The organism is Sulfuricurvum sp. (genome assembly GCF_028688295.1).
In the GTDB taxonomy this organism is placed as follows: Bacteria; Campylobacterota; Campylobacteria; order Campylobacterales; family Sulfurimonadaceae; genus Sulfuricurvum.
Genome location: NZ_JAQTYM010000010.1, coordinates 1 through 22,899, shown reverse-complemented (window position 1 = coordinate 22,899; position 22,899 = coordinate 1). Strand labels below are relative to the sequence as shown.

Sequence of the window (22,899 nt, the reverse complement as noted above, 5' to 3'; positions counted from 1 at the left end):
GAAGCTTGCCTCTAGCGAGGCAGAATTCCAAGGAATTTTATGATTACAACTATTATCGGTGTCTACACGCTCTATATTCTTATACGGCTCTATGTTAGTGTCATGCAAATCGGCTATATTAATCAGATGAAACGCAAAGGTGCCGTGTTGATGGGTGAGCGTGAGTATCTTGATGCGGCCAATTACGCCGTAGCAAAAGAGAAACTCGGGATGATGGAGACGTTTGTGGAATACGCTCTTTTCCTCATTTGGATGGGGGGAATGATGGCATGGCTAGATTCTGCATTAGTCTCTCAAACTCCTCTTATACAAACCATCGGGGCCGTAATGGGATTGATTTTAATCAACGGTTTAGTAAGCCTCCCTTTTGGATGGATTACGAAATTTAAAATCGATGCGCAATACGGGTTTAATCGCTCAACAACGGGACAATTTGTAAAAGATACCCTAATTAGTACCCTTTTAACACTTATTATCGGTAGTTTGATGGTTTGGATCGTATCGATGATCATCACCTCAAGTACGTTGTGGTGGTTATGGAGTTTTGCCTTTATTATGGCGGTAGTGATCGCTATCAATATGTTTTTTCCGACGATTCGTGCACTCTTTTTTGACAAAGTAACTCCGCTGGAAGATCCGGAACTTCGTGATCAGATCGAAGCGTTGATGGCAAAAACAGGTTTTGTAAGCAGTGGTGTTTTTATCAGCGATGCGAGTAAACGCGATGCACGTTTAAATGCCTATTTTGGCGGATTGGGTAAATCAAAACGGGTTGTACTTTTCGATACCTTGATCCAAAAATTGACCCCCGCAGAGTTAGTTGCTGTTTTAGGTCACGAACTGGGACATTTTGCCCACGGTGATTTATACAAAAATATCGCGATGGTGGGGGCAATGCTTTTTGGAATGTTCGCGTTGTTCGGCAACCTTCCTGAAACACTTTATATGGAACTGGGTGTTTCTCAAAGCCCCCACATTATTATGATGCTTTTTCTCCTTCTCCTGCCGGTAGTCAGTTTTGTGATGATGCCGTTAATGGGGTTGATGAGTCGTCATAACGAATATGAAGCCGACCGCACCGGAGCAGAACTCGGTGGAGCAGAACATTTGGTCAATGCCCTCAAAAAATTGGTGGCAGAAAACAAAAGCTTCCCCCTTTCTCATCCCATTTATCGCTTTTTTCATACGACACACCCGCCGGTGGTCGATCGGCTTCGTGCGCTCGGATACGATATCCATGTGAATGCTAATGAGGGATACGCCGATCCATGTCCAAAAGACTAAAAGAACTCCACGACGAGATTACCGAACGTTTGCGCGGTGTGGTTGAATCTCCCCGCCGTGAAGCCGAACTTCTCCTCATAGCCTATTTGGAGAAAGATCAGCTCTACTTTATCACCCACCAAGACGATCTCATCGACGATAATGATCCGAGACTATTGGAATGGATAGTGAAACGTTCCGCTAATGTCCCCCTCGAATACCTCACCAACTGCGTTAGCTTTTACAGTCGTGAGTTTTATATCGATGAGGGTGCTCTGATCCCTCGACCTGAAACCGAACATCTGATCGATGAGGTATTGAGACGTGTCTCAATCGATGAAGAGATTAGAATCGTTGAGGTAGGGGTGGGAAGCGGCATTATCTCCATTATGCTTGCTCTGCATTTGCCCAAAGCCCGTTTTATCGCTGTCGATATCTCACCTCGTGCTTTGGCAGTTGCACGACGTAATATTGAAACATTCGGATTAAGTGATCGAATTGAATTACGAGAAGGTGATTTACTTTCATCCATTGATGAAAAAATTGATTTTCTTGTTTCCAATCCCCCCTACATTGCTCACGATGCGCAATTAGAAAGCAATCTCTCGTTTGAGCCTCAAAATGCCCTGTTCGGTGGTGAGATAGGGGATGAGATTATTCAGAGATTGCTGGATGAAGTGTATGCTCGTCAAATCTCACTATTCGCCTGTGAGATGGGTTTTGATCAGAAACCAAAAGTACAAGAGTATCTTAAAAATTTTGCGCTACAATCTTTGGATTTTTATACTGATTACGCCTCGTTTGATCGAGGATTTGTATTAAAGGCTTTGCATGAATAAAAAGATTATTATTGACGTTGTTTACCTCCTACTAATTGCTATGACAGCGGGTGCCGTTTTGGTACTCGGTGTATTTGTTGCGGCTGTTGTTTTTCACTCTGAAATCTATCTAACCTTGCCGCTTTTGTCCCGTTACGAAGAGGGGAAAATTATGGGAGAGATATTCCACCGATTTAGCTATTGGGGATATTTTATGGCGGTTGTGATCGCAGTGTATGAAGTGTCACGTTACAAAGTGATGCAAATCGATAAAGTCTCCATTTTGAGTGCATTAGGCTCTCTATCGACATTACTCCTTTTTAGTGCTGTTTATACCCCGAAAATTTTAGAGTATCAATCTCGCGGTGAAGAGGCGATCGATTCGTCGTTTGAAGCCTTGCACAAAGCGAGTGAGATTGATTTTAAAATCCTGTTAGTGATGTTATTAATCCTCTTTTGCCGTAGAGCCTATCTGTTGGCGGTGAAACGATGATCAAATTTGAAAACATCACCAAACGTTTCGGCAAACGTGAAATCTTAAAAGGTGTCACTTTAGAGATTGAGCAGGGGAAAACGACTGTTATTTTTGGAGTATCAGGTGGCGGTAAATCGACGATTATCAAACACATGGTGGGATTGCTCAAACCCGATAGCGGAACGATCACCTATAACGGAACTCGGATTGATAATGCCGATGAATCGACCTTGCGTGAGTTTCGTAAAAAAATTGGATTTTTATTCCAAAGCGGCGCACTCTTCGACAGTATGAACATCCGCGATAACGTCGCATTTCCCATGGTTGAGCACCAAAACCTAAGTACCAAAGAGCTCGATTATAAAATCGATGAAAAACTCACCATGGTAGGGCTTGACCCCGCAATCGTCAAATCTCTCTACCCCGAAGAACTCAGTGGCGGTATGCGCAAACGGGTCGGATTAGCACGCACTCTCGCGCTTGAACCCGAAGTAATCCTCTATGATGAGCCGACATCAGGTTTAGATCCTGTTACGAGTGATTTTATCACTCAGATGATTTGTCGTTTGCGTGATGAGATAGGGATGACATCGGTACTTATCAGTCACGATATCGCTGAGAGTTTTAAAGCGGGGGATAATTATGCGATGTTATTTGACGGTGTGATTGTCGAAGCAGGTGATAAAGAGAGTTTTAGAAATTCACCCAATGCTGTTGTTCAGCAGTTTATCCATGCACGCTCTGTAGGGCCGATCGCATTTCATTAACGTCTCCATCATTCCCAACTAGATTGGGAATCCATCTTTCACGTCATTCCGTACTCGATACGGAATCTATTCCCCTGTGATCCCTTTAAAAGCTAAATTATTATTATATTACAGCAGATAAAAATATATGATTATTTTTGAAAAAGTGATTTTTCTCCTAACGCCAAAGAATACGGCTATCTTATGAGAGTCTTATAACTAAAAAATTAAGACTTTTTGCTGTATATTTTTCTACTAAAATTTAATGAGAAATATCAACATGGCACTTGATCAAGAAGAACTAAAATATTTCAAGACTGAATCATCTAATAAACGTCAATCAATAGCTGCAAAGCAAAATCTTATTGACTTTAAAAAAACATGGAAATTAGATGAATATAAAGATGGAGAAATCGGATTTACAGTTGTGTTGTTTATACTTGGTATATTGTTTTTTCTATTTTACATTGGTTATAAATATATTTTTCTTGATGAAAATTATGAAAAAGCTATTGAAGCTTATACAAATGAAGACTATATTAATTCTGTAAAATATTTTGAGATTTCGTGCAATGATAAGAATGGTGTATCTTGTAATCTTCTCGGTGTAATGTATGATTCAGGCGAACAAATTCAAGAAGATAATATGCAAGCAATAGAATTCTATACTAAATCTTGTAAACTAGATAATAAAAATGGATGCTACAATCTTGAGCTAATGGCTAAACAAGCTGAATAGTTTCTAGTGTTATTCTAACTAATTCAAATACCTCTCATCATCACCCTCAATACGTTGAAGCAAGAAATATCACTTGCCAACATAGGTATCAATTTTTTTGATTTTATTTAAGTAGTGTATAGGCTCTTTATTGTAAAATCAAAGAAAAATATTTAAGGTTATTAATGATTAGAACTTTTTTATTCATCTTTTTGACAATTTCGTTTGTTGGATATGCAGATATTAATCAAGAAAATTCTAAATTTAAACAAGCATGTGATAGTGGAAAGTTACTAGACTGTACTCAGCTTGGAATCAATTACGCAGATGGAAAAGATATTGAACAAAATCTTAGTAAAGCAATTGAGCTATTTACAAAAGCATGTGACGGTGGTGAAAGTTCAGGGTGTATTTATCTTGGGACTATGTATACAAAAGGAATAGGTGTCGAACAAAATCATTCTAAAGCTGTAGAACTATATGCTAAATCATGTGATAATAGAGAAGCTATTGGATGTACTTTACTGGGGGATGCTTATATAAAAGGTATAGGTATTAATAAAGATTATTTTAGTGCAGTAAAACTATTCACATATTCCTGTGAAAAAAAAGAAATGTTAGGTTGTGCTAATTTAGGAGCAATGTATATGTCTGGCAAAGGAATTAAACAAGATCAAGCTAAAGCAGCAAAACTATTTAAACAATCTTGTGATTCTGGAACGATGGAAGGATGTTCAGGACTTGGTATAATGTATATGATGGGTGCTGGAATTAAACAAGATCGTGTTAAAGCAGAAAAATTAATTTCAGAAGCCTGCGATGGAGGAGATGTTACTGGATGTACTTTTCTTGGTATTATGTATGAAAAAGGAGCAGAAGTTAAACAAGATTACTATCAAGCTGCAGACCGATATACAAAAGCTTGTGATGGTGGTGAAGTAACAGGGTGTGTACTTCTTGGAAATCTTTATGAAAATGGCATAGGTGTTAAACAAGATGCTGTTAAGGTATTAGAATTATATACAAAAGCATGTAATGAAGGAAGTGCCAAAGGGTGTACAAAGCTCGGGATTATATATGAACACGGCAAAGCAGTAGAGATTAATCAACAAGAAGCATTAAAATTTTATAGTAAAGCATGTGCTTTAGATGACGAAGCAGGATGTCAAAGATATAATAAACTAAATCATAAATAAATTTTTGTTATGAGTAACTATTACTTAATTCAACAAGTTATTTTAAAAAATCTAAAATGTTCTTTCAAAATTCGTTGCCCATCTAATATCACTCATATAAAAAAATTAATTAAATATTTAACTGGGAATGTTTATGTATACCTTGTTAACGAACAAGACAATAGTAAAGAAAATCTAACCGAAAAGCTAGGAAAAACAGATTTTGACTATCATGAGTTTTTATTAGATTTTAAAAATATAGATAAAATTTTTATGCAATTCAAGATACGTCAAGGTCATTGGGCACAAGAAAATATTGTATTCTATTCGACTGAAAATATTATTTTTGATATTTTTTTCTGTAATGGCAACACAACATATCCTTGCTGGAGTTCACAGTATATTAACCTTCTTGACTATACTGATTCATCAAAAAAAATATATAAAGGCTTGGAATACGAAAAGTTCATTGGAAAAAAATATGAAATAGCTGGCTACCATGTTCGGTATCGAGGAGATGAGCTTGGTAAGCAAGATGGAGGAATTGATTTATTAGTTGAAAATGATGATACAATATTTTTAGTGCAGTGTAAAAATTGGATTGAAATTGATAACTACCAAATTGAAAGTAGGGATTTAAGAGCATTTATTGGTGATTGTTATATATATTTATTGCAAAATATAATCAAAAAAAAGGTCTCGTTTCATTATATTATCGGTGACAATCAAATGCTATCAGAATCTGCAAAATATTTTCTTAAAAATCAAAAAATGTTAAAACTTCAGGAAATTAGATTTGAAAGTATTATTGAGTCGTAGTTTATTTTAGTGATCCCCACAAAATTTTCTATCTTAACTTGATTATTTCTGATAATGTAACAATCTTGATAGCATAAGAAATGGGAACAGCTAAATTTATCCCGCCATTCTATATGACCGTAGAGAAAACGGGGACAGGCTGAATTAAAATGAGTAAACGATTGGAGAGGGCAAATAAATGAGTGAAGTGTTAATTTATCAAAACGAAAGCGGAGAGATAAAAGTCGATGTTCGGTTTGAAGAAAAAAGTATTTGGCTTTCTCAATCTCAACTATGTGAGGTCTTTGGCAAATCAAAAGCAACGATCAGCGAACATATTTCCCATATTTTTGAAGAGGGTGAATTAGAGCATATATCAACTGTTCGGAAATTCCGAACAGTTCAAATCGAAGGTGAGCGAGAGGTTGCGAGAGAGATAGATTTTTACAATCTCGATATGATTATCGCCATCGGTTTTCGGGTCAAATCGCCTCAGGGGACGAAGTTTAGAATCTGGGCGACCAAAAGACTCAATGAGTACATTACCAAAGGTTTTGTCCTCAATGATGAACGATTCAAAAACGGCACCGATATGGTCTATTTTGATGAACTGCAAAAACGACTCCGTGATATTCGCATTTCAGAACGATTTTTTTACCAAAAAATCAAAGATATTTACATGACAAGTATCGATTATGATCCTAAAGATGAAAAGACGATAGAGTTTTTCAAAATTGTTCAAAATAAACTTCTATGGGCTATCTCATCTCAAACGGCTGCGGAGCTAGTTCATAATAGAGTGGATATGAGTTTGCCTTTGTTGGGGATGCAATCATTTGATAAGACGGGTAAAAGTATCACTAAAAAAGATGTCAGTGTTGCCAAAAATTATCTCAACGAAGAGGAGATAAAATTATTAGGGCTTTTGGTCGAGCAGTATCTCGCATTTGCCGAAACAATGGCAAGTCAGCACAAACCCATGACGATGAAGGATTGGATTGATCGATTGGACGCTATTTTATCCATTAATGGAAGAGAACTGCTCACCCATAAAGGTAAAATTTCTCACGATATGGCGATACAAAAATCAGAAATAGAGTATGAAAAATACAAACAAACTCTTCGAGAAAAAGAAAAGCAGTTAAGTCTGCAAGAACTAGAACAAGATATAAAAAGACTGATGTGATCTTATGGGTTGAGCGGGGGATGAGATTGCGATTGTGGAGGGCAAAAAAAAGGTCGAGGGTAATTACTCCCTCGACCTTAATCGTACCGCTCCATCGAGCGTATCATAATCAGTCACTGCGAAAAGAATTATATCACAAAAAATAAATAAAAACGTAAATAGGTGACTTTATCTCCCCCCAAACTTCTTAGTCCACCACTCCTGCGGAGTGAGGGTTTTCTCTCTCAAATGATCTTCATCAAAGTTAAATTCATACTTGGAACAATACTCAAGTAAAATGGCATAGGCATCATTGATTTGGGTACTCATGGCATGGGCTGTTTCGGGATCATCTGGATGTTTGTCAGGATGCCATTGTTGCATCATGTTTTTGTAGCGGATTTTGATATCGGAGAGGGTAGCTTTGTCACTCAGGCCAAGGAGCGTTTTGGCCTTTATGAGCGTGTCGGAAGAGAGCATGGAAAGAGAGATTAATCTCTTTGTTGACGCATAAACGTCGGTACGTCTAGGAAGTCTTCTGTGTAGTCACCGTTGGCAACCATCGCAGGGCGAACAACGACGCGAGGTTTTGCAGCAGCGGCAGCAATGACCTCTTTGTTTTCAAATTCGTGGTTATTGATTCCCATCGCCGCTTTTTTCTCAAATCCGGTAGCCACAAGGGTAATACGAATAAAATCTTTCGGAAGGTTTTCATCTGTGGTCGTACCAAAAATAACGTCTGCAGCATCATCAACGCTGTTATGAACCACGTCCATCGCTGCTGAGAGTTCCATAAACGGAAATTCAGGGTGCATGCTAAAGTGAACCAATACTCCAAGTGCACCGTTAACGGACATATTATCAAGCAACGGAGATTCGATAGCATTTTTGATCGCTTCGTATGCCGCATTTTCACCTTTGTATTCGCCCACACCCATGAGAGCCAATCCACGGTGACTCATAACAGTTTGTAAGTCAGCAAAGTCAAGATTGATGTCGTTGTCACCACTGGCGAGAATAACACCTGATGTTCCGCTTACAGCACGAGCAAGTACACTGTCAACGATTTTAAAGCTCTCTTTGATCCCCATTTTCGGATCGATGATCGAGAGGAGTTTGTCATTCGGGATAACAACGATACAATCGGATTCATTTTTGAGTTCGTTCAAACCGTCTTCAGCAAGCTTAAGACGTTTTTTACCTTCAAATGAGAATGGTTTAGTTACAACCGCAATGGTCAAAGCACCAACTTCTTTAGCGATTTTAGCAATGATAGGAGCTGCACCCGTACCGGTACCTCCACCAAGGCCTGCCGCTACGAAAACGATGTCCGCACCCTCTAGGGCACGTGCTAAATCCTCATAGCTCTCTAGGGCAGACTCTTTGCCCACTTCGGGCTTCATCCCTGCACCAAGACCTTTAGTCAGTTTTGCACCGAGTTGGATTTTGGTTGCTGCTGAACCTTGCTCCAATACTTGAGCATCTGTGTTTGCAATGATGAGTTCGATTCCCGGAATTTGCTCTTTAAGCATATAGCCTATCATGTTTCCGCCGCCACCGCCGACACCGACTGCTACGATACGCGCTCCTGTGAGAGTTGTTGATTCTTCAATTGAAAATGGTTCCATGCTTGCTCCTTGACGTGATTAAAATAGTTGAGTTGCCCAATTCCAAAACTTGGAAATTGGGTTTGGTTGATCGCCATCTACGGTTTTTTTCTCCGTGATATTGACCATCTTGCTGGTTTCTGCTTTCTTCTCTTCCTTCATCGGCTGCGGTATGGGACCCGCTGTAGGAGAAGGAGTAGAGATAGAAGTAGCTTGCTCAAACTTAGGCGCCTCATCGTGGAGGGGATTTTGAGTAGGGATCGGTTCTTCACTGGCATGTCGCATACGACGATTTACATCGATTTCGTATGGTGTATAACCGCCGGCTAAATATTTGACTAATCCTACTGCACCTGAGTAGGATGGATCTCTAAGGGTGTCAAAAAGTCCCCCTATGTCGGTTGGTTTAGCGAGTCGTACTGGCATATTGTCCAAAATTGCAATCGCCAATTCACGTAAGCCTTCAATTTTGGTAAAACCACCGGTTAGTACAACACCGGCTCCCATATGTTCTTTAAGGCCACTCTTTTCGATAGATTGAGCGATAATCATTAACGTCTCTTCGACACGCGCATAAATAACGTTATGGACAACTTCGAGGGAGACCTCATGACTTGAGCTTTCATCTCCAATAACAGGAAGTTCAATCAGGTCGTTGCTAGGAGCATAAAGCGATCCGTAATTGATTTTGACATTGTCAGCTGTGTGAAGGGGAGTGTGCAATGCCATGGATAGATCGTTGGTGATATGGTTTGAACCTACACCTAAAAAATCGTTATAGCGGATTGCATGACCGGAGTGGATAACTATGTTACTCGTATTTCCACCCATATCGACGACAGCTGCTCCGAGCTCTTTTTCGTCTGCATTAAGAACGGCAATCGCTGAGGCATATCCGCTGAGTACAACACTCTCAACATCAACACCTGCAGCTTTTACCGCTTTACGAAGATTGTTAAGATTACTTTTTTGTGTCGTAATAATATGAGTTTCGACTTCCAGACGTGCGGCGTTCATCCCTAGAGGATCTTCGATAAAATCTTGATCATCGACTTTGAAATTATACGGAAGGGCATGTAATACTTCAAACTCATTAGGGATATTAGCGTTATACAGTGACGTATGCATAACACGCTGAATTTCATTGAGGGTAATCTCTTTGTTAGGGATATTGACAATACCACTGGAATTCAGACTTTTTGTGTAGGCACCGGAGATGGTGACGACAGCACTTCGTAGTTCAGTCCCGGCAACACGTTTCGCATCATTGAGTGCGCTTTTGATCGATTTTGATGCAAGCTCAATATTGGTGATGCTCCCTTTGCGAAGCCCTTGTGCTTTTGCGATCCCGGCACCAATGATTTGTGCAACGTTATCGTCATCGATTTCCGCGATGAGTGCACAAACTTTAGTTGAGCCGATATCAATGGCTAAAACGGTCCGTTTCAAATCAAATCCCCTCTACATAGATTTCAACAGGATATTTGCTCTCAAGAGTTTTAATAAGCCCTTGATCCAACAAACTCCCTTTTAGCTTCGCTACAGCATTTTCATCCGCTAATGTTTTATCTTGAAGCAACTTTTGTTCCAAAACGTTATAGATTATAACATTTCCATTTTCTAAAGTGATAAAACCTTGTTTTTGTTTGGAAGCAAACAGTTTTGATAAAAATTCGGATCCTTCTTGAGCGTTTAAACCCGCTAGTTTAGTGCTGTCATTACGTGTTATGAAATCACTGCTCTGACCACTAAAGGTTTTAAAACTGTTTTGCGCTAACTCTTGAAGTTTTGTTTTTTTGGCTTCAATGAGGTAAAGCGTACTAACTTTTGTTTTGGCTTCTTCATAACTCATTGGACGTGATGGAACCGCTTTATCTAGTTTGATCACTAAATAATCGTTCCCAACTTTTCTAGGTTTTAAGAACGGTTTTTGTTCGCTCAGTTGTGTAATCTCTTTTGAAAGTTCAGGGGTAAATGGAGATGATGATTCCTTGATTATCGCTTTCTCTGCCATAGTTGCATTTGCTAGCGTCCCTTTTTTGAAATCGATATAGAGACGAAGAGCCTCTTTTTCAGTTGCTTTATCATTAAGTGCTGCAAGGATCATTGGTTCTGCCTCATCCATAGTGAGGATTTTTCCTGTAGAGTCTTTAAATGATTGGCGATTCATATCATAATATTCACTGATCTCTTTTGCCGCTGGTGTAAGGCTGAGCGGTTTTTGAACAACGTAGCTGATCTCATAGCTTGGCTGTGTTGTAAACTCTTTTTTATGTTTCTCCCAGAAAGCTTTTAATTCGGTTTCATTTGGAGTGAGAGTAATCATGTTGGGTGTTAAGAGTTTGTAGCTAATTTTATCAGATACGCCGAGGGCACCTGAGATAGCTTTGGCCTCAATCGCTTGATTGCTTGATGCGAGTAGATAAAGGGTTTTTTGGATGAGCAACTCTTTTTTCATTGATTCTTCGTACTCTTTGATCGTTAAACGGTTTTGTTTTAACATTTCTGCGTATACCGTTTTGTCAAAGGTTCCATTCTTTGAAAAAACACTTTGGGATTTAATAATGTTCCAAAGTTCTTCATCGGATACGATTAATCCATAACTGTTCGCAAGATTGAGAATAAGAGCCTGGTTTACCAATTGGCGAAGCGCTTGGCGTTGGAGCCCAAATTGTTGTGCTTGTTTTTCGTCAAATTTTCCTTGGAAAAGCTGATTGTATTGGTTAAAAAGGTTTGAGTAGCTTTTTTGCAGTTCAGCAGAGGTGATCGAAACTTCTCCTACTTTAGCGACAGCTCCGGCTTTGTCCCCATAGCTGTATTGTCCCCATCCGACGAATCCGGCTCCGATAAAAGCGATTGTGGAGATCCAGATCGTAATGACCAAATATTTCCGATGGCGTTGCATCCAAGTAATCATATTTAACGATCCTATTGTAAAATTCAGATATTCTATTCAGTTTACCATTAAACTTGGATGAAAATAGTGCCCGACTAACAAATGTTATCATATTATAATTCAATTTTAGAGGTTTTTCATGAATAATTTAGAGATATCCACGCGTGACTTAAATGTTTTATGGCATCCGTGCACCCAAATGAAAGATCATGAGACAATTCCGTTGGTTCCCATTTCCAAAGCGGATGGAATATATTTGTACGATTTTGAAGGGAACCGTGTTATCGATGCTATCAGTAGTTGGTGGGTTAATCTCTTCGGTCATTGTAACCCCTATATCAATCAAAAAATAAAAGAGCAATTGGATACGCTAGAACATGTTATCTTGGCAGGCTTTACCCATGAGGGGATTGTAAGATTGTCGGAGAGATTGGTAAAACTCTCCCCTGAGGGACTAACACGATGTTTTTATGCCGATAACGGTTCAAGTGCGATCGAAGTAGCACTCAAAATGTCGTATCACTCGCATAAAAACGGTGGAAAAGAGAAGCCACTGTTCGTTTCACTCTCTGAGAGTTATCACGGTGAGACATTGGGGGCACTCTCGGTAGGGGATGTAGCCTTGTATAAAGAGACCTATGAGCCTCTGCTGATCCGCTCGATTCAGACACCATCACCGAAAAATCAAACGATAGAAGCGGCACTTGAAGCGGCAAAATCGTTTGAGAATTTGCTCCAAGAACGCTCAGATGAGATTGCGGCATTGATCGTCGAGCCGTTAGTGCAGGGTGCAGGGGGAATGAGGATGTATCATCCCCTCTTTTTAAGTGAAACAAAACGGTTGTGTGTGGAGTATGGAGTCCATTTTATCGCGGATGAAATTTTGGTCGGATTTGGACGGACGGGGAGTATGTTTGCATGTGAGCAAGCGAGTATAACACCCGATTTTTTAATCCTTTCAAAAGGGCTTACAGGGGGGTATTTACCGCTATCGGTTGTACTAACAACGGAAGAAATATATGGATCGTTTTATTGCGATTATAATCCTACGCGATCTTTTTTACACTCACACAGTTATACGGGAAATGCTTTGGCATGTGCGGCGGCGAATGCGACGCTCGATATTTTCGAATCGGAAAACGTGATCGAAAATAATCAACGAACGATTGCTTTTATAGCCCAAGAATTAAAACGGTTTGAGAGATTGGCGAGAGTCAAAGAGGTACGTCAGTGTGGGATGATTGCGGCGATTGAATTGGAGGGATTTGATCCAAAGGATCGGATCGGATTAAAGATACATCAGCAGTGTATGGGACAAGGAGTATTGATACGGCCTTTGGGAAGCGTCATTTATGTGATGACCCCTTATGTTATTACTTTTGAAGAACTACAGAGAGTTTTTGATGCAATCGAAGGATCAATTCTCTCAATCGATGTCTAAACGCGATTGGGAATGATCAAGCATCAAAATGCGGCAACTTCGCTCTAAAATAGAGAGCTGTCGAACCATCGTATGGATGTCACGGCTAAAGGCATAAACCCCGTACCCGCGAATAACCATTATTGCAGTATTGTTTTGTTGGAAATATTGGGGGATCTCACTTACTGCACGCTCGTACCAATCTTCAAATTTTTTAGGATCATAGATATGGATTTTTCCAAACTCTTTGAACCCGAAATAATCTTTAGGGATAATAATGGAGTGATTGAGCGAAAATGCGGTGGTAAACGGCGGCATTGTAAAGGTGATAAATTTAGCATCCGATATTTGGCGATAAATTCCCTGATGAATAGATGCATCAATACTGGCATCTTTCCAACGGTAATCCTTATTGTAGAAAAGATCGATTAGACTCTCTTCGCTGATGGAGTCAAAAATAGCATTTTTTGTATTGATCGTAAAAAGATTGGTATCGAGTTTTGCGGAGAGAGAACCGTGATAAATACCGAAAAAATCTTTTCGGAACATTGAGAGGGCAAAAGTGGCGAGTTGACGTTTGACGTATTGTTTATCCATAAAAGAGATTTTAGCATATTTTAAACAATATGTTAGAGTGGGTGAGTTATGATAAGGAGACTAAAACCCAAAGGCCGCTTTGTGCAAGAGACTCCCCATATCCCCGTCCTTTATCGTGAAGTGATTGAAGCATTTTCCGTATGTAAAGAGGGGACTATTATCGATTGTACGATGGGTTACGGTGGGCACTCTTCGTTATTGCTCGATAATAACGGCGCTTTGAACCTGATTGGAATTGATCAAGACCCTACGGCGATAAATTTTTCTTCCAAGCGGCTTGATTCTTATGGAAACCGTGTAGATATCCGAAGAGGCCGTTTCTCAGAAGTTGCTCGTGATGCAATGGGGGAAAAGGGTGATCAAATTTGCGGCGTTTTGGCCGATATCGGGGTTTCCTCGCTCCAACTCGATCAGCGCGAGCGCGGGTTCTCGTATGAGAGTGATACGCTCGATATGCGGATGAATCCCGATGCGCCACTGAGTGCCTATGAAGTGGTCAATGAGTACTCGCAAAGTGGATTGGAAACTATTCTTCGAGAATATGGTGAAGTGACTAATGCCCGTAAAGTGGCAGAGACGATGGTGCAACGCCGACCGTTTTGTTCTGCCAAAGAGCTCTCCAACGCGATTTTTCATCTGATGCCGAAGGGAAAAAAAATTCACCCCTCGACACTGGTGATGCAGGCAATTCGGATTGAAGTCAATGATGAATTGGGTGAGTTGACACGACTACTGGATGCGATCGAAGCATCGGCTATTAAGACTCTGCGTGTGGCAATTATCACGTTCCACTCACTCGAAGATCGGATTGTGAAAAACCGCTTTTCCAAATGGTCCAAAAATTGTATTTGCCCCGATGATGCGATGCGCTGTACTTGCGGAAACAATCATTCCATCGGAAAAGTGATCACCAAAAAACCTCTCACAGCGCAGGATGATGAGTTGCGATCAAATTCGAGAAGCCGCAGTGCAAAACTCCGAATATTTGAAATACGAAGAGACTGATAACCCATGAGTGATAAACACGATATCTTAGAAGAGACCCATCTTATTATCAACCCTGATGATTCGATGGGGCCGATTTTTTTGCGAAATGTTTTTGTGGGCATTTTTTTGATCTTGGTGATTGTTTTTCCCAAAATTTTCATTAATACACAAATTTATTTCAAAAGTCGTGAAATCTCTACTCTGAGTCATGAACACGATGCCCTGATGGAAGAAAATCGACTGATTCGGGCAAAAGTAGAGTCTATGAAATACAAAAGTCAGGTGTTAGATACCCTCTTTTAGGAGCAACATTATGCTACGCCGCTTTATTGAATTCGCTCTTGATAAACCTCTTTTAAATCATCTTTTCCTCTTTTTCATTTTTTTGGTTGCGATTTTTTCGTACATTAATATCTCAAAAGAGATATTTCCGCCGATGCAGATGGATAAAATCACCATTAATGGAGCGTACGCAGGAACGAGTGCGGATATACTTGATAAAATGGTGGTTCAATCACTCGAAGACGATTTAAAAAATGTTAATGAACTTGATGAGGTAACATCGAGCATTAAAAATGGGGCGTTTGTTATCGTTGCCGATATCAAGCCAGATTCCAACAATAATAAAGTGCTTAGCGACGTCAAAGATATCATAGCTCTTGCAAAACGTGATCTTCCCTCCGATATGAATGAACCTACGGCAAAGATTTATGAAGAGACTATCCCTTTGGTATTGATCGCTATTGCGGGAGATGTAAAAACTGAAACCTTATTGGCACGAGCAGAAGAGCTCAAAAGTGAACTTTCAGAACTTAAAGATTTGAGTGAAATTACGGTTCGCGGGGATGCTGATGATGAACTTGTGATCCGTTTGGATACGCAAAAAGTCGAAGCGTACGGATTGAATCAAAGCGAGGTTGTTTCAGCATTAGGAAATTTGAGTTCTATTTTCCCAATTGGAACGATCAAAGAGGCGAAAAATCATCTCTATATCAGCACTTATAATGGGGAAAAAGAGGCTGAAAATATCCGTAATACCTTGATTCGTGTCGGAAATGTTCAAGTCCGTTTGGGGGATGTTGCCAAAATCTCTTTTGAACTGAGCAGCGGTACGGAACTCTCCCACTTCAATGGAATGCGAAATGTTTCGCTGAACATTACCAAAGCAAAAAGTGGTAATGCCATCGAATTAGTCAAGCAGATACGTCATAAACTAGAACGGTATGACCAGAAGTATCCCCAATTAGAATTTGAAATTTATACCGATACTTCAATATGGATAAAAAATCGTTTGAATACGGTATTTTCAAACATCGTTTTTGGTTTGGTGTTAGTCTTTTTCGCGATGTTGATTTTCGTAAATCGCGGTATCGCTATGGTTGTTGCGATCGGAATCCCTGTGAGTTTCATGATCGGTTTGATTGCGACACAAATGATCGGTTACAGCCTTAATATGCTCTCGTTATTAGGGGCATTAATCGCGTTAGGAATGTTAGTAGACGAAGCGATTGTTGTTGCGGAAAATATTTACCGTCATATGGAAGAGGGGCTAAGCAAGCGTGAAGCGACGATTCGCGGTTCCATAGAGATGTTTCCAGCCGTTATGGCGGCAACCATGACCACCGTGTTTGCTTTTTTACCCTTGTTGATGATGAGCGGTGAGATGGGAACTTTTATTAAAATTCTCCCGATTATGATTACGATATTGTTGCTAAGCTCGCTGTTTGAAGCGTTTTATTTTTTGCCGCTGCACGCACACGATTTTTTACGAGTTCGAAAAGAGGATCACCTCTCACATCTCATCTGGCAGAAATTGTATGGGTGGTTTGCGAAGGTTCTTAATCTTGTTTTGATCCGTCCAAAACTCACGTTAGGTGTAATGATTTTGGTGATTATAGTGATTGAAATACTTTTTATTAAACACACCAAGTTTCAGCTCTTTCCGCAGTTTGATGTAACCCAAGTCTATGTGACCGGCAAAGTGGATATTAATAACGATTTAGAAGCAACCGAAGCGATGGTGGAGGCACTTGAAAAAGATCTGATTGCAAAGCTTTCTCCTGATGAAGTCTCGTCAGTCACCTCCGTCATCGGTATGCGTTTGGATGCAAAAAACAAAGCAGAACTAGGAGATAACCTTTTTCATATTTTTATTGATTTGCATGAACGCTCACCCGTAAATGTTTTTGATCGCTATATCAACCCTTATTTAAGTATAGAATATGATGGCTCAGGAATGACTCGGGGACGCGATGCGGATCGTATCTCCGATGAAGTTGCCAAGATTATCCACCCTTATACACAACAAAAGCTGGGAGACCGCAAGATGTTTGAAGAACTGATTAATTCGGTTCCGGGAACAGGGGTTGTCGCGCATGATATTGAAATCTCACTCGAAGGAAAGAGTGATGCGGCGTTGGTTGATGGGGTAGATCGATTAGCCTCTTCACTGAAAACGGTGAATGGGGTCCACAGTATCGGGGATAACGCTGATGAAGGTGAGCGTGAAGTTAAACTCCGTGTGAATGGATATGGGCAGCAGTTAGGATTGGATGAGGGGATGTTAAACGCCCAGTTACGAGCCTATTATCTCAAAGCAGAATATTCTAAAATGTTTAATGAAAACGGTTTGATTCGTATTCGTATTGAAGGGAAAGAAAAAGATGCCCTCTCTTCGCTTGAAAATTTCCCGATTATAGTAGGTTCAGAGCAGGTGGCACTTCAAGAGGTGTGTGATTTTATTTACACGCGAGGGTATGTGACGCTTAACAAAGAGGACGGCAAACGGATTCGCAGTGTTTTTGCCTCTATTGACAAAGAGCATACTACTTCTGCAGAGGTAATGTCAGCGTTGTCATCAACGATCGAGAAACTTAAGGAAGAGGGATTTAAGGTTAATGTCAAAGGAGAAGAGCAGGAAAATGCCAAAACAAAACGGGAAATGTCTCAAGCCGCACTTATGGCTATCGTGCTGATTTTTATCGCGTTGGTGTGGCTTTTCGATTCATTTATAAAATCATTGATTGTTTTAAGTGTTATTCCTCTGTCGCTTTTAGGGGTGTATGCGGGGCACATGCTGATGGGGCTCAATATGACCATGCCTGGCCTGATAGGCACGGTAGGACTCGTTGGAGTTGTGGTAAATGATGGCTTATTAATGGTGCAATTTATTCAGAATGCAAGGGATAAAGCTGAACTGATATCGATGGCAAAAACCCGTCTTCGACCGATTTTAATGACCTCGATCACAACCGTATTAGGGTTGTCGACTCTCATCTTTTTTGCAAGCGGTCAAGCACAAATTTTACAACCCATGGCGATTTCGCTTGGATTTGGTTTGGCGTGGGCAACACTTTTGAATCTTATTTATGTTCCGTTGCTTTATAGTGTTATCTATCGAATCAAATAAGAATTATGGTGGTATAATCATCGACTTAAATTGTTCCTATGCCGAGTCGATGTATAATCCGACGTAGATATCGTCCGTTCCGAAATTTCAGAAAAGAGTGTGTATGAACCTTATTTTCATATTTTTACTCTTTGGGATACTTAGTGTTTTGGATGCGGCTGCTTGGAGAGAGAGCAAAAGTTTTATACTCAAAAAAGATGAGTTGGTTAAAGTACTTATCAAAAGTGAGGGACAAGAACGGGTACTCAATTTTAGATGGACTCTTTATAAAGACAAAGTATTAGTCGTACATGAGAGTTTTGATCGGTTTGTCGGACAACATATGTTGTATGCTACTCATGCCAATAAAAGCTTTCGAAAAGTTCTTTTACCCGCTAAGCGGAGTCATAAAGATATACCGTATGTAATTGTTCTTTTTAAAAAATTTGATGAAGCCAATGCAACCGCGCAAATGGATCTTTTTTTAATTGATACAGAAAAACGAATTGTTTTGGATTATTTAACTCAGAAGTGATTGATGGAATGTTAGAAATTGTAGAAAATCTTATTGCTAAACTTGTTAATGAGGTTGATTATCCTCAGGCTATGGAACTGTTCCAAAAACTTTCCGGTGGCAAACGTTTACGTGCGCGGCTTATTTTAACCATTGCACCATCGGCTCCTCAAGCACCGTTATTAGGGGCGATTGTTGAGCTGATTCACGCGGCAAGTTTACTGCATGATGATGTTATCGATGAGGCACAATTGCGTCGAGGTGTCCCCTCGATCAATGCAACGCATGGCTCAAAAACCGCCATTATGCTTGGGGATATTCTCTATTCTAAAGCGTTTAGTGAACTTACTTCTTTTGATTCACGCATTGCCCGCACTGTAGCTGAATCGGTTACTCGTCTCTCAATTGGAGAGATGATGGACGTAGGGATGGCAGAGTCTTTTAACAGTGATCGTGAGCTTTATCTCAAAATGCTGTATCTGAAAACTGCCACGTTGATTGAGGCGTGTGCTTATGGTGCGGCAATACTAGCAGGCAAAGACGCGGATGCACATGCAACGTACGGTAAAAATCTTGGACTTGCTTTTCAAATCGTTGATGATATCCTCGACATTACGTCTGATGAAGCAACTCTTGGTAAGCCATCGCTTAATGATTTTTCTGAGGGGAAAGTGACACTTCCATACATTGATTTGTTTGAACGACTCGATACACATGAAAAAGAGCGTCTTATCAGGTATCACGCTAAAGTACTGGATGAGAGTGAAAAAAAATGGATTCGTACAAAAATGGATACGTTCAGTATCATTGAAAACTCCTATACTCATGCACGTATGTTGTGCGATGAAGCGATCAATGCTGTCGGTGAAGATATTGCTTTGCGTTCCATCATTGAAACCGTGATCAGAAGAAGCCATTAATGCACTATTTGATTGTCAGCTTTTCACATAAAAACTCAACCTTGGCCATACGGGAAAAACTTGCATTTGTGGATGATACTGCGCAGTTAAATGCTATGAAACGTTTAAATGAGACCCCTTTTATTAGTGAATCGATGGTTCTCTCTACATGCAATCGTGTCGAGTTTTTTTGCAGTTGTAACGATACGAATGGAGCCAATGAAGCTCTTTTTTCTCTTTTAGCACAGCATTCAGGTCTCACTCCCCAAGAGTTGCATGAGCGTGCTGATATTTTTGATGATGAGGGGGGGATTCATCATCTTTTCAGTGTGGCAAGTTCACTTGATTCTATGGTGGTCGGGGAGACGCAAATCTCCGGACAGCTTAAAGATGCGTTCAAACTCTCACAGGATAATGGTTACTCAGCTCAAAAAATTTCGCGTGCAATGAATTATGCATTTAAATGCGCGGCAGAAGTACGTAATGCTACCAATATTTCTTCCAAACCTGTTTCTGTTGCTAGTGTAGCAATTGCTCAAGTGAAAGAATCGGTGGGAGATGTTCGAGGCAAAAAAGCACTGGTCATAGGTTCAGGAGAGATGTCGGTGATTACCTGTAAGCACCTTAGTGCTCAAGGTGTAGATGTGACGGTTATGAACCGAACTTTTGAGAAAGCTGAAGCAATTGCGCAAGAGTGCAATGCACGGGTACGATCATTCGATGAGATCGCTTATGCGATTAATGAAAATGAGTTACTTTTTACGGCAACAGGGTCGATTAGTCCAATTATTACGGATGAGATGATTAAACCAACTTCATTTGATCGTTTTTGGTTTGATATGGCAGTTCCCCGAGATATCGAGTGTGATAGCGAACTTTGGTCAATTCGTCTTTTTTATGTTGATGATCTCAAAGAGATTGTCAGTGAAAATATCGCTTTGCGTGAGGATGAAGCAAAACTTTCTTACGTTATTATTCGCCGGCATGTGAATTTATTTTTCGAGTGGCTCAAAATGCTCTCGGTTGAACCTCTTATCAAGAATATGTATCTTCGAGCTTCTGATGCTGCATTTTTGGAAGCGACACGCGTGATTGAAAATAGGTATATTCCCAAAGAATTTGAGCACGCTCTCCAAAAAGCAACACATCAAGCGCTAAAGCGGTTTTTACACCCATTTGCTGAGAGGATGCGTGATGGTTCTGATCCGATGCGTGTTGATGCCCTGATCGAGTCGATGAGTTTTTTAATGAATCAGGAAGAGGGGGATGACTTATCCCAAAACTCCTGTACCTATTACCCTAAAGGAAAATAATGCGTTTTAGTAAAGCCTATATCCCAACCACCAAAGAAGCTCCAAAAGATGCGCAGCTTCCAAGCCATATCTATCTTTCGCGTGCAGGATTTGTGACGCAGGTAGCGGCAGGGTTGTATAATTTTTTACCGATGGGAAAACGGGTACTTCGTAAAATCGAAAACATTATCAATGAAGAGATGGCGGCGTGTGACGCACAAGAGGTTGATCTTAGTTTCGTAACCCCTGCGGAATTGTGGCAAGAGAGCGGACGGATCGAGAAATTCGGTAAAGAGCTTCTCCGTTTCCGAGACCGTAAAGAGAACCTTTTTGTCCTCGGGCCGACCCATGAGGAGATGATGGTAAACATCGTCCGTAACCGTGTTACGAGTTACAAACAACTCCCTATCAACCTCTATCAGATCAAAACCAAATTCCGTGATGAAGCACGTCCCCGCTTTGGTTTGATGCGCGGACGAGAGTTTGTGATGAAAGACGGGTATAGTTTCCACTCAAGCACCGAAGATTTGGATCGTGAATTTGATGCGATGGAAGCGGCATACAAACGTATTTTGGAGCGTTTGGGTCTCGCGTTTCGTGTTGTTGAAGCCGACAGCGGTGCCATTGGGGGTACGGGGTCAAAAGAGTTGATGGTATTAGCCGGAAGCGGTGAGGATACCCTCGCGGTGTGTGACAGTTGCGAATACGGTGCCAATGTTGAAGCGGCACGCCGTGCACCTCGTAGTAGTGTTCCAGAAGCACCGAGCGCCGATTTCGCCCGTTTCAAAACACCTGCTATCAAATCGATTGAAGATTTGAGTAATTTTTTCCATGTTGATCCGTACTATACCCTCAAAGCGGTCGTTCAGCGCGCTGTTTATACAGAGAGCTCAGAACTCGTCTGTTTCTTTATTCGAGGATGTGATGAACTTCAAGAAGTCAAAGCGCGTAACAGTGTCGGGGCGATCGATCTGGTGGATGCGACGGAAGCGGAGTTGATCGAAATCGGACTGATTCCTGGATTTATCGGACCGATCGATCAGGATAAAATTCGTATCGTGATGGATAATGATACCAAAGGTGCAACGACAATGATCTGCGGTGCAAACGAAGCCGATTACCATTTCGTCGGTGTGGATCTAAGTGTTATGAATGAGGCTCATTTTGCCGATCTCGTCAGTGTTCAAGAGGGGGATGGTTGTCCTCACTGTGAGGGTAAAATCCTCCATACCAAAGGGATCGAAGTAGGGCATATCTTCAAACTTGGCACCGTTTACTCGGCACCGCTCAAAGCAGAATTTTTGGATGAAAACGGGCGTGCTCAGCCGTTTATCATGGGAACGTATGGGATGGGTGTTAGCCGTCTTGTCGCTGCGGTGATCGAACAGCATCACGATGAAAAAGGGTGTATCTGGACTCACGCAACGGCTCCATATATGGTGAATGTCATGGTTTCCAATATTAAAGAAGAATCACATCTAGCGTATGCCGAAGAACTTTATACTGCATTGCAAAGTAACGGTATTGAAGCGATGTTGGATGATCGAAAAGAGCGATTCGGATTTAAAATGTCGGATGCTGAATTGATCGGATTTCCGTATACGGTGATTGTCGGAAAAGAGCTTGATAACGGTTTGGTTCAAATTATGATTCGAAAAACGTGTGAGATAATTAGTGTGGATGCATCAGATGTGTTAAACAAAATTAAAGAGCTTTGCCAATGATCTATTTTTTAATCTACTTGTTTATCGAAGTGCTTGTTACGATAGAGCTTGCTTCGCAAATTGGAGGGTTAAATACTTTTTTTGAAATTGTCGGGAGCGCATTTTTAGGGATTTTTATTTTAATGAATTTCCGTCATAGCCTCGCTGAGAATGTTTATGCCTTGCGTATGCAGCAGATTGATATGCAAGGGTTTTCTAGTCGTAACTTAATGGGGCTATTTGGTGCCATTTTATTGATTCTTCCAGGATTTTTGGGAGATATTATCGGTTTGTTGATGCAATTTTCTCTTTTGAGTAAATTTATTGTTAACCGTTTTACGCGAAAATACCATTCACAAAACTACCAAGATACCTACACACCACCACGAAAGGATGACCATGTCATTGATGCCGAAATTATCGACGATACTCCTGCTA

22 protein-coding genes are annotated in these 22,899 nt (G+C 40.5%); 17 read left to right on the top strand and 5 right to left on the bottom strand.

Annotation, left to right across the window (positions count from 1 at the left end; all coding sequences use genetic code 11):
- The first annotated feature begins 39 nt into the window (after positions 1–39).
- The 8 genes from PHR02_RS04105 (at position 40) to PHR02_RS04070 (ending at position 7,179) form a co-directional block, all read left to right on the top strand.
- Positions 40–1,284 carry a M48 family metallopeptidase gene (locus tag PHR02_RS04105; RefSeq protein WP_299989328.1) on the top strand — a complete coding sequence of 415 codons (1,245 nt, stop codon included), beginning with the start codon at positions 40–42 and terminating at the stop codon, positions 1,282–1,284.
- Entirely contained in the window at positions 1,269–2,102 is an 834-nt protein-coding gene (gene prmC, locus PHR02_RS04100) for a peptide chain release factor N(5)-glutamine methyltransferase (RefSeq protein ID WP_299989325.1), read from the top strand. Before PHR02_RS04105 ends, prmC begins: the two co-directional genes overlap by 16 nt.
- Positions 2,095–2,574, top strand: a complete 480-nt coding sequence (locus PHR02_RS04095; protein WP_299989322.1) for a DUF4149 domain-containing protein — start codon at positions 2,095–2,097, stop codon at positions 2,572–2,574. The genes prmC and PHR02_RS04095 overlap by 8 nt, the downstream gene beginning before the upstream one ends.
- Entirely contained in the window at positions 2,571–3,323 is a 753-nt protein-coding gene (locus tag PHR02_RS04090; protein WP_299989319.1) for an ATP-binding cassette domain-containing protein, read from the top strand. The genes PHR02_RS04095 and PHR02_RS04090 overlap by 4 nt, the downstream gene beginning before the upstream one ends.
- A 259-nt stretch (positions 3,324–3,582) precedes the next feature.
- A complete protein-coding gene (locus tag PHR02_RS04085; protein ID WP_299989316.1) occupies positions 3,583–4,041 on the top strand; it encodes a hypothetical protein in 459 nt (152 codons plus the stop codon).
- A gap of 164 nt (positions 4,042–4,205) precedes the next feature.
- Positions 4,206–5,216, top strand: coding sequence for an SEL1-like repeat protein (locus PHR02_RS04080; protein WP_299989314.1), 1,011 nt, complete (start codon positions 4,206–4,208; stop codon positions 5,214–5,216).
- A gap of 9 nt (positions 5,217–5,225) precedes the next feature.
- On the top strand, positions 5,226–6,014 hold the full coding sequence (locus PHR02_RS04075; protein ID WP_299989311.1) for a restriction endonuclease: 789 nt from the start codon (positions 5,226–5,228) through the stop codon (positions 6,012–6,014).
- A 178-nt stretch (positions 6,015–6,192) separates the two neighbouring features.
- Positions 6,193–7,179 (top strand): virulence RhuM family protein, encoded by a 987-nt coding sequence (locus tag PHR02_RS04070; protein WP_299989307.1) that lies wholly within the window; start codon positions 6,193–6,195, stop codon positions 7,177–7,179.
- Positions 7,180–7,347: 168 nt separating this feature from the next.
- On the opposite strand, the gene PHR02_RS04065 is transcribed toward PHR02_RS04070, so the two are convergent.
- Genes PHR02_RS04065 through PHR02_RS04050 form a run of 4 tightly spaced genes read right to left on the bottom strand, consistent with a single transcriptional unit; the run spans position 7,348 to position 11,682 of the window.
- Positions 7,348–7,638: a J domain-containing protein gene (locus PHR02_RS04065; protein WP_299989304.1), complete on the bottom strand. Its 291-nt coding sequence runs from the start codon at positions 7,636–7,638 to the stop codon at positions 7,348–7,350.
- An 11-nt stretch (positions 7,639–7,649) separates the two neighbouring features.
- Positions 7,650–8,786: a cell division protein FtsZ gene (gene ftsZ / locus PHR02_RS04060; protein WP_299989301.1), complete on the bottom strand. Its 1,137-nt coding sequence runs from the start codon at positions 8,784–8,786 to the stop codon at positions 7,650–7,652.
- Between the two features lie 18 nt (positions 8,787–8,804).
- On the bottom strand, positions 8,805–10,214 hold the full coding sequence (ftsA, locus tag PHR02_RS04055) for a cell division protein FtsA (RefSeq protein WP_299989299.1): 1,410 nt from the start codon (positions 10,212–10,214) through the stop codon (positions 8,805–8,807).
- Between the two features lies 1 nt (position 10,215).
- Positions 10,216–11,682, bottom strand: coding sequence for a peptidylprolyl isomerase (locus PHR02_RS04050; RefSeq protein WP_299989296.1), 1,467 nt, complete (start codon positions 11,680–11,682; stop codon positions 10,216–10,218).
- A 118-nt stretch (positions 11,683–11,800) separates the two neighbouring features.
- Here PHR02_RS04050 and PHR02_RS04045 point away from each other — a divergent pair, with 118 nt between their 5' ends.
- Positions 11,801–13,102, top strand: a complete 1,302-nt coding sequence (locus tag PHR02_RS04045) for an adenosylmethionine--8-amino-7-oxononanoate transaminase (protein WP_299989293.1) — start codon at positions 11,801–11,803, stop codon at positions 13,100–13,102.
- Here PHR02_RS04045 and PHR02_RS04040 read toward each other — a convergent pair.
- On the bottom strand, positions 13,088–13,678 hold the full coding sequence (locus PHR02_RS04040) for a class II aldolase and adducin N-terminal domain-containing protein (RefSeq protein WP_299989290.1): 591 nt from the start codon (positions 13,676–13,678) through the stop codon (positions 13,088–13,090). The genes PHR02_RS04045 and PHR02_RS04040 overlap by 15 nt on opposite strands.
- Before the next feature lie 81 nt (positions 13,679–13,759).
- On the opposite strand from PHR02_RS04040, the gene rsmH reads away from it, so the two are divergent.
- From rsmH to PHR02_RS04000, 8 genes are all read left to right on the top strand, one after another.
- Entirely contained in the window at positions 13,760–14,683 is a 924-nt protein-coding gene (gene rsmH, locus PHR02_RS04035; protein WP_299989287.1) for a 16S rRNA (cytosine(1402)-N(4))-methyltransferase RsmH, read from the top strand.
- Positions 14,684–14,689: 6 nt separating this feature from the next.
- Complete coding sequence (locus PHR02_RS04030; RefSeq protein ID WP_299989284.1) at positions 14,690–14,968, top strand: hypothetical protein; 279 nt, start codon at positions 14,690–14,692, stop codon at positions 14,966–14,968.
- A 10-nt stretch (positions 14,969–14,978) separates the two neighbouring features.
- Entirely contained in the window at positions 14,979–18,074 is a 3,096-nt protein-coding gene (locus PHR02_RS04025) for an efflux RND transporter permease subunit (RefSeq protein WP_299989281.1), read from the top strand.
- A 103-nt stretch (positions 18,075–18,177) separates the two neighbouring features.
- On the top strand, positions 18,178–18,588 hold the full coding sequence (locus tag PHR02_RS04020) for a hypothetical protein (protein WP_299989278.1): 411 nt from the start codon (positions 18,178–18,180) through the stop codon (positions 18,586–18,588).
- Between the two features lie 8 nt (positions 18,589–18,596).
- Positions 18,597–19,487, top strand: a complete 891-nt coding sequence (locus tag PHR02_RS04015) for a polyprenyl synthetase family protein (RefSeq protein WP_299989275.1) — start codon at positions 18,597–18,599, stop codon at positions 19,485–19,487.
- Entirely contained in the window at positions 19,487–20,779 is a 1,293-nt protein-coding gene (hemA, locus tag PHR02_RS04010) for a glutamyl-tRNA reductase (protein WP_299989272.1), read from the top strand. Before PHR02_RS04015 ends, hemA begins: the two co-directional genes overlap by 1 nt.
- Complete coding sequence (locus PHR02_RS04005) at positions 20,779–22,482, top strand: proline--tRNA ligase (protein WP_299989269.1); 1,704 nt, start codon at positions 20,779–20,781, stop codon at positions 22,480–22,482. Before hemA ends, PHR02_RS04005 begins: the two co-directional genes overlap by 1 nt.
- A partial coding sequence (locus PHR02_RS04000; RefSeq protein WP_299989266.1) for an FxsA family protein occupies positions 22,479–22,899 on the top strand: 421 nt, incomplete at its 3' end. The genes PHR02_RS04005 and PHR02_RS04000, both read left to right, overlap by 4 nt.

Bases quoted from the DNA above. Each gene is read 5' to 3' on its own strand.
- PHR02_RS04105 (WP_299989328.1), top strand. From the start codon at position 40: ATGATTACAACTATTATCGGTGTCTACACGCTCTATATTCTTATACGG.
- prmC (WP_299989325.1), top strand. From the start codon at position 1,269: ATGTCCAAAAGACTAAAAGAACTCCACGACGAGATTACCGAACGTTTG.
- PHR02_RS04095 (WP_299989322.1), top strand. From the start codon at position 2,095: ATGAATAAAAAGATTATTATTGACGTTGTTTACCTCCTACTAATTGCT.
- PHR02_RS04090 (WP_299989319.1), top strand. From the start codon at position 2,571: ATGATCAAATTTGAAAACATCACCAAACGTTTCGGCAAACGTGAAATC.
- PHR02_RS04085 (WP_299989316.1), top strand. From the start codon at position 3,583: ATGGCACTTGATCAAGAAGAACTAAAATATTTCAAGACTGAATCATCT.
- PHR02_RS04080 (WP_299989314.1), top strand. From the start codon at position 4,206: ATGATTAGAACTTTTTTATTCATCTTTTTGACAATTTCGTTTGTTGGA.
- PHR02_RS04075 (WP_299989311.1), top strand. From the start codon at position 5,226: ATGAGTAACTATTACTTAATTCAACAAGTTATTTTAAAAAATCTAAAA.
- PHR02_RS04070 (WP_299989307.1), top strand. From the start codon at position 6,193: ATGAGTGAAGTGTTAATTTATCAAAACGAAAGCGGAGAGATAAAAGTC.
- PHR02_RS04065 (WP_299989304.1), bottom strand. From the start codon at position 7,638: ATGCTCTCTTCCGACACGCTCATAAAGGCCAAAACGCTCCTTGGCCTG.
- ftsZ (WP_299989301.1), bottom strand. From the start codon at position 8,786: ATGGAACCATTTTCAATTGAAGAATCAACAACTCTCACAGGAGCGCGT.
- PHR02_RS04050 (WP_299989296.1), bottom strand. From the start codon at position 11,682: ATGATTACTTGGATGCAACGCCATCGGAAATATTTGGTCATTACGATC.
- PHR02_RS04045 (WP_299989293.1), top strand. From the start codon at position 11,801: ATGAATAATTTAGAGATATCCACGCGTGACTTAAATGTTTTATGGCAT.
- PHR02_RS04040 (WP_299989290.1), bottom strand. From the start codon at position 13,678: ATGGATAAACAATACGTCAAACGTCAACTCGCCACTTTTGCCCTCTCA.
- PHR02_RS04030 (WP_299989284.1), top strand. From the start codon at position 14,690: ATGAGTGATAAACACGATATCTTAGAAGAGACCCATCTTATTATCAAC.
- PHR02_RS04025 (WP_299989281.1), top strand. From the start codon at position 14,979: ATGCTACGCCGCTTTATTGAATTCGCTCTTGATAAACCTCTTTTAAAT.
- PHR02_RS04020 (WP_299989278.1), top strand. From the start codon at position 18,178: ATGAACCTTATTTTCATATTTTTACTCTTTGGGATACTTAGTGTTTTG.
- PHR02_RS04015 (WP_299989275.1), top strand. From the start codon at position 18,597: ATGTTAGAAATTGTAGAAAATCTTATTGCTAAACTTGTTAATGAGGTT.
- hemA (WP_299989272.1), top strand. From the start codon at position 19,487: ATGCACTATTTGATTGTCAGCTTTTCACATAAAAACTCAACCTTGGCC.
- PHR02_RS04005 (WP_299989269.1), top strand. From the start codon at position 20,779: ATGCGTTTTAGTAAAGCCTATATCCCAACCACCAAAGAAGCTCCAAAA.